General features: G+C 58.4%; 5 protein-coding genes. 3 read left to right on the plus strand and 2 right to left on the minus strand.

The features are described 5' to 3' along the window. On the minus strand, positions 1 to 237 hold a 237-nt coding region (locus VI25_RS19900; protein WP_152981715.1), incomplete at its 3' end, for a hypothetical protein. A 136-nt stretch (positions 238 to 373) separates the two neighbouring features. On the opposite strand from VI25_RS19900, the gene VI25_RS25305 reads away from it, so the two are divergent. Together VI25_RS25305 and VI25_RS19910 are read left to right on the plus strand one after the other, a co-directional pair. Continuing rightward, positions 374 to 733 carry a hypothetical protein gene (locus VI25_RS25305; protein WP_055562769.1) on the plus strand — a complete coding sequence of 120 codons (360 nt, stop codon included), beginning with the start codon at positions 374 to 376 and terminating at the stop codon, positions 731 to 733. Beyond that, positions 676 to 1185 carry a phytanoyl-CoA dioxygenase family protein gene (locus VI25_RS19910; RefSeq protein ID WP_161806994.1) on the plus strand — a complete coding sequence of 170 codons (510 nt, stop codon included), beginning with the start codon at positions 676 to 678 and terminating at the stop codon, positions 1183 to 1185. The genes VI25_RS25305 and VI25_RS19910 overlap by 58 nt, the downstream gene beginning before the upstream one ends. A gap of 59 nt (positions 1186 to 1244) precedes the next feature. On the opposite strand, the gene VI25_RS19915 is transcribed toward VI25_RS19910, so the two are convergent. Beyond that, a complete protein-coding gene (locus VI25_RS19915) occupies positions 1245 to 2939 on the minus strand; it encodes an ArnT family glycosyltransferase (protein WP_082455725.1) in 1695 nt (564 codons plus the stop codon). 171 nt (positions 2940 to 3110) lie between these two features. Here VI25_RS19915 and VI25_RS19920 point away from each other — a divergent pair. Beyond that, positions 3111 to 3857: hypothetical protein (locus VI25_RS19920; RefSeq protein ID WP_152981717.1), on the plus strand; the 747-nt coding region annotated here is incomplete at its 3' end.

Consider the following 3857-nt stretch of genomic DNA (forward strand, 5'->3'; position numbering starts at 1 on the left):
CCAAACACCCAGCCAGCGGTTATGCAGGGGGGGGTGTGGTCGGGGGTGAGTTTGGGGGGCGGGGGCGGGTACAAACGTACCCGTGGCTAGCTGATGGGCGTAGCGGGCGTAGGTATAATCATCGTAGTCGTAGATGCCTTCGTGCGTGAGAAAGAAATACGCAACTGTAAAGAGGCCGACGATGAGCAGCGTAACCGTGGGCAGGGATAGTCGGCGCAAGTGGATGGCAGCGGGCAAAGCAGGAGAAGAAACGGACTGGAAAGGTAACCACGGACCCACCAACTAGCACGCCGCTGGCAAAAGGTGCTTGGCCTGTATCTTCCCAAAACAGCGCTTTTGGCTACCTTGCATCTTTCTTCCAGCCCTACCTTGCATGATGAAAGCCCGCATAAACGAGCGTGAAATTCACTACCAGATTGACGGCGAGGTACAGGTGCCCGACGACCGGGTACTACTAGCCAGTAGCCTTGACCTGACTGCGGGCACAGCCTGGGCCGACGCTGGTTATGTGGTAGCTCCTTTTCTGGCAGCTCCCGAGCAGGAAAGGCTGCGAGCGGGTCTGGAAGAACTGGTGCGCGAGGCCGTGCGTGCCACCGGCTTGCCAGTACCCGCCCATGCGCCCATGACGGCCTACCATCACCTTATCGGCGACGACCAGGCCCGGCACTTAGCGTGGTGCAGCAGCTTAAAGAAATTCAGCAGGTGCGCCTGCCCGTACCGGTCTCGGCAGTAGAGGCCCGCGTGGCGCAGCTGTGTGGCCGACCGGTGCAGGCCCACAACCCGTTTGAGGAGCTAGAGGTATTTCACTTGCGCTTGGTACGCCCGGGCCGATCCGACAATAACCCACTGCATCGTGACGTATGGCTGCCTGATTATGATGACTGCATCAATATATATGTGCCAGTATGTGGCAGCACGCCGCAATCTTCGCTGAGCTTGGTGCCGGGAAGCCACTGGTGGCCTGAAAGTCGCACTGGCCGCACCCAGGGCGGTGCTGTATACAATGGGGCCACCTACACAGTACCTGGTGTGACTAGTTCACCCACCGAACTGCAGCTTATTCGCCCGAACCCGGGCGCCGAGCAGGTGCTTTTGTTTTCGCCCTACTTGCTCCACGGCGGGGCAGTCAACCTCAACCCCGACGAAACCCGCATCTCCCTGGAAATGCGCTTTTGGCAGAAATAAGCACTGGCTATTGTGGGCTAATGGAAATAAGAGTGATGGGCTGTTTGTAAGGCAATACTCTACTGCGAGGCGAGCTTTACTTGGTACAGTTCTACTTGGCCATCATGGGCCAACAGGTGCCGCCGAGGGAACCAGCTTAGTACTGAATCGGGGGAGTAGCGAATAAGCTTGCGGGTTAGCTCATCGTTGCTCAAAGTGCTGCGGTTGAGTAGCAGCCATGCGCGCTGCCCGGGAGCTAAGCGCACGGAGTCGCGGGCCCAGTAGCGACGGTACTGCAAGCCAGCTGGCACACGGTAGCCATAGTAAAAGTCGTAGTTGCCAATTAGGTAGTCATCCACAAATACCACTCCCCGCGCCGGCGCCTGGAGTTGCCGCCGAATAACGCGCTCCTGGGCAAAGTGGGCCGATACGGAGGGCTTAGTCATAAAATAAGTGGGCCGCAGGGCCAGGCTGCCGGCTAACACTACCAGCGTGCAGCCTACTAAAGCAGGGGCGCCTAGTTGCAGCCAAGCGGGCCGCCGTTGCCACCGCAGAGCCAGGGCTAAACCCACGAAGCAGAGTCCCAATCCACCGTAGAGCACCGACAAGCTGTTGTGCAGCCACCCACCGCCCGCCAGGAGTAGCAGGCCCACCAGGCCCAGTCCGCGCCCCGTTTGTAGTAGCTGGCGAAGGCCAAACCCCGCCGCCAGGGCCAGTGGTGGGAGCAAGGGCGTGGTCATACGGGGCAGTAGGGTGATGGGGTTATACTGACTGATAGACGTGCTACCTAACCAGTAAAATGCTAGCGCGCTAAAACCCAGTCCCAGCCAAAACTGCCGGTCTGGCTCACTAGGTACGTTGTCGGGAAACAAGGCTCGACCGGCTAGTACAAGTAGTGGGCCTAGCCCAATACCTAGAAAGAACGTGAAAGGCTGCCAGGTCAGGCGCGCTAGCAGGGCGCTGTGGTTGCCCTCTAGGTAGTTGCCCTCCTTGAGGAAATTGTTGGTATTCTCAATCAGGTGAATGCGGTAGAATGCGTCATTCGTGAATATCTGATAGAAAGCTAGGTAGCCAGCCAACAAAGCGGTTCCACTACCAACAGCTGCTAGCCAGAACCTCCCATTTTTGCGCCGGTAGGCATCGCATCCCAGCACGGCGAGGTAGAAGGGTACGTAATAAGTAATGGTTTCTTTGCTGAGGAGAGCGGCAAAGCTCAACACTGCAAACCCCACGCCCCAGGCGACACCGTTGCGTGGCCGGTGGCGGCCAGTGAGCAAGGTGGCGGCTCCAGCCAAGCACCAGAACATCAGAATGTTGTCGGGGTAGAGGTAGTTGGTGAGGTTGAGGGTGAAGTAGTGCAGCCCGAGTAGCAGCATGGCCGTGGCCGCTACTAGGGGCTCATCTCGGCGGTATAGCTTCCAGAGAATGCCCGCGCAGCCCAGCGTAGCAAGCAGCGGCCAAAGGGTCGTGCTGATGATATTGATACCGAACAACGCGTAGCACAATGCCACGGGCCCAAAAATCAGGGGGCGCTCTTTCAACGGGTCATGAAGCAAGCCTTCCGGATCGGGGGCTAGCTGAAACGTGCCAGTAAGCACCTGATGAGCATAGCGCGAATAGAAGTAATCATCTAGCGCATACAGCCCTTCATGGGTTAGTAGAAAATACGCAACTGTAAATACGGCCACAAACAGGAAGGTCCAGTCGGCCAGGCGGGTAGAATAGCGGGTCACGTTGGCAAAGCTACGGGCAGGACCGGCGTCGACGAAATGCAAATTGTGGTCTGGGCAGTCATTCCTATTTCACAAGCCAGCGGAATAGCAACGGGCCATCGAACGGCCAGAGTAATGCGCAAAGTATTCGACTCAGCGAAACGCGTAAGCTTTTCCTGGGGAGTAGAAGGCACTGCTACGTCTGCGCAAGTACTAGAAACAATAACTTGCGGCATGACCTTTTCTGGCCGGGCCCGTCGTTTTATCATGTTGCTCTTGCCGCTGCTATGCTTGGCGGGTAATGGCCTGCTGCTGGGGTGCTACTACGAAACCAACGACGACCTAACGATTGTGGCGTTGCTGCGGGGTGTATCGGCGGCGTCCCCCGTCACCGACTTGCACCTGTACTTTCATGGCTACGCGGCACTCTGGGCCTGGCTCTACACCACGGCGCCCGCAGTGCCGTGGTATGGGCTTACGCTCTATGGCCTGCTGGTAGTTGCTACCGTCCTATTGTTTGCTGTGCTCGATAAGGTGTTGAGTCCCCGGCTGTCTATGGGCTGGGTGCTGGTGTGCAGCACGCTGTTGTTTGAAGTTGCGTGGCTGGAGCACGGCTTTTGGTTTAGCTACGTGCGCATCCCCATGCTGCTCGCTGGCGTTGGCTTGCTATATGCCGCGCAACGAGCGCCTGGACGAAAAGCTGCTATTCTGGGGCTGCTGGCCTTCGCACTGGCGTGGTTGATACGACCCAGCGCCGCCGTACTAGCGCTGCTGGTCGTGGCACCTAGTGCCTGGTGGTTAGCGCAGCGACGGGCGGTACCCATCTTGGCCTCAGCGGCAGGCTTTGCAGTGGTAGCAGGGCTGCTTGTTACCTTCACCCGTTCTGATGCCGCCGCTACGTACCGCCGCCTCGATGTGCTGAAGTCAAACCTAAACGACTTCCACCTCACGGCCCCGCCCGCCCGCCCACTATCTGCCCCC

Origin of the sequence: Hymenobacter sp. AT01-02 (assembly GCF_000961955.2) — a bacterium.
Lineage (GTDB): Bacteria > Bacteroidota > Bacteroidia > Cytophagales > Hymenobacteraceae > Hymenobacter > Hymenobacter mucosus.